Origin of the sequence: Mycolicibacterium palauense (genome assembly GCF_002592005.1) — a bacterium.
Taxonomy (GTDB): Bacteria; Actinomycetota; Actinomycetes; order Mycobacteriales; family Mycobacteriaceae; genus Mycobacterium; species Mycobacterium palauense.
Map to the genome: position 1 here is coordinate 1 of NZ_NVQF01000177.1, position 2,660 is coordinate 2,660.

Below are 2,660 nucleotides of genomic sequence, written 5' to 3' on the forward strand. Positions count from 1 at the left end.
GCACCGCCGATGGCGAGGGGACCGGCCAGGAATCCTCGGGGGACGGTGACGAGGGCGAAGCATCCGCCGAGGCCACCGAAACCGCTGAGGCCACCGAGGCTGCCCCGCGTTCCCCGGTCCGGATGGCACATGCGGGATGTCCTGACCCGACAACGTCGCGTTGGGATCACCCTTCCACGAATAGCCGTCGTTGAGCGGCTGGTAGGGCTCGTTGCTCTCGCACTGCTTGACCGTCGCCGCACGTTTGCCCGGCACCGTCTCACAGGCCACGTTGCGGGCACCGCGCACGTTGAACGCCGAGTCCTGCGGGATGCGGCAGTACAGGTCGCCCGGCGGCCGGTCGGGTGCGTCGACGTCGGAGGGCACCCGCCTCTGCTGGGCCGGCAGGTAGCCGGTGGTGCAGGGCGGCGGCAGGTTCAGGTTCAGGTTGAAGCTCAGGTAGGCGCCCTTGTGGTCCTGGCGGGCATGCCGGTTGGCGACGCCGATGGCCGAGGTGACCGCGGCCCCCTGCGGCAACAGCACCAGCAGCTGCTCCAGGTTCGGCTGATACGTCACGGCGACCTCACCGACGCTGACCAGGTTGGCCAGCAGGATCGGCAGCGTGGGTTGCAGGCGGTCGAACAACGCGCGCACCTCGTCGGCCGCCGGCGCCCCCTTGACCAGCACGCCGGCCACCGCCGCGTCCTGGCTCTGCAGCTGTCCGGTGATCGAGTCCAGGTTGGCCGCCCAACGCTGGATGGCCCCGGAGGTGTCGGTCTGCGAATCCAGCACCGGCTTGGCCTCGTCGACGAGGGTGGTCAACTCGTCCAGGTTCTTGCGGGCATCGATCGCCAGCGCGGTCGACCCCTTCACCAGGCGGGAAAGATCCGGTCCCAGGCCGCCCACGGCGGTGTACGCCTCGTCGACCACGGTTCTCAGGTTCTCCTGCGGGATCGCCTTCAGGCCGCGGTTGGTGGCATTGAGCAGACCGTTGATGTCCGGGGGGACGAAGGTGTTCTGCTGGGTGACCACGGACCCGTCGGCGAGATACGGCGGGTCGCCGTTGCGGGGCAGCAGCTGCACGTACTGCTCACCGACGGCGGAGACGCTGTGCACCTCGGCCCTCAGATCGGCCGGGATCCTGTAGTTCGATTCGATCGACAACACCGCGTCGACACCGCGGTCGGTGAGCCGCACCTCCTTGACGATGCCCACGGTGGTGCCACGGTAGGTGACATTGGCCCGTTCATACAGACCACCGGCCTCGGGCAGCTCCACGGTGACGGTGTAGCGGCCGACGCCGAGCATCGCCGGTACCTGGATGAAGTTGAAGATCATGACCGCGCCGGCCACGACGGCGACCACACTCAGGATCGACATCTGGACGATCGTCTTGCGGGTGATGTGCATGGCTACCGTCCCTGATCCCAGTGGTAGGGCGCGACCAGAGGATTCTCGGCGGTGTAGGGGCTGGGCAGCTGGCCGATGGTGCGGCCCCACTGCAGCTCCAGCTCCGTCAGGTCACCTTCCCAGCGCGTTCCGGTGAAGAAGCCGCTGTCGATCCGGCTCAGCGTGAGGTCGAAGATGAGGCTGAGGTTGCCGTAGTCCCCCCGCATCCAGTTGTCGATCGTCTCCTTGGGCCACGGGAAGGTCGGGAAGAAGCTCAGCGCGCGGGTCAGCGCCGGGCCCGCGTCGGCCAGCGACTGCAGCACCGGACCGAGATCGCGCAGTTCCTGCACCAGCGCGGCCTTGGTCTGGTTGACCGAATCAGCGGTCAGGGCACTGAACTTGCCGAGCTGAACCAGGGCGTCGGCCAGCTGGTTGCGCTGATCCTTGAGGACCTCCAGGGCGTCCGGGATGGTCTCGAGCGCCTTGTCGACGACCGGCTTCTGCGCCGCGACCTGGCCGACGAGATTGTTCAGGCTCTCGGTGGCGTCGATGATGTCGTTCTTTTGTTCATTGTTGTACTGGATGAACTTGTCGAGCTGCTCGATCAGGCTGCGCAGGTCGGCCTCGCGGCCGGCGAACGCCGTCGAGAAGGCCTTGGTGATGTCCTGCAGCTGTCCGATGCCGCCGCCGTTGAGCAACAACGAGATCGCGGCCAGCGCCTGCTCGGTCGTCGGATAGATGCCGGCCGAGGACAGCGGGATCAACGAGCCCTCGTGCAGACGACCCTCGGGGGCCACGTCGGTGGGCGGGGACAGCTCGATGTGCAGCGAACCCAGCAGGCTGGTCTGGCCCACCTTGGCGGTGGCGTTGGCGGGCAGCTGGACGTCGCCGTTGAGGCTCATCGTCACCAGCGCGTGCCAGCCCTGACGCTCGATCTTGGTGACGTTGCCGACGGTGACGTCGGCGACGCGCACCCGGGAGTTCTGCTCGATGTTGTCCACGTCGGGCATCTGCGCCTGGATGGTGAACGACCCCGGCCCGTGCCCCTGGGTGCCGGGCATGGGCAACGAGTTGAGGCCCTGCCAGTCACCGCAGGCGGTCAGGGCCAGCGCGCACACCCCCACCAGGGCCGTCACGACCAACCGCCGCGCCCGGACGGCCCGGGGCCAGCGCCGGCTCATGATCCGGCTCCCGTCGGAATCATCATTCCCTGCAGCCCGGCGGCGGGGTCGGTAGCCGTGGCCGGAGGCGCCTCGGCGGCCAGGGGTGAGACCTGCCTCTTATTCACATCT

Annotated in this window: 2 protein-coding genes; both read right to left on the bottom strand. The window is 68.1% G+C overall.

The features are described from left to right. On the bottom strand, positions 1 to 1,389 hold a 1,389-nt coding region (locus CSR00_RS29650; RefSeq protein ID WP_141564539.1), incomplete at its 3' end, for an MCE family protein. Positions 1,390 to 1,391: 2 nt separating this feature from the next. Then, positions 1,392 to 2,549 (bottom strand): virulence factor Mce family protein, encoded by a 1,158-nt coding sequence (locus CSR00_RS29655; protein WP_099025919.1) that lies wholly within the window; start codon positions 2,547 to 2,549, stop codon positions 1,392 to 1,394. Between the last annotated feature and the right edge of the window lie 111 nt (positions 2,550 to 2,660).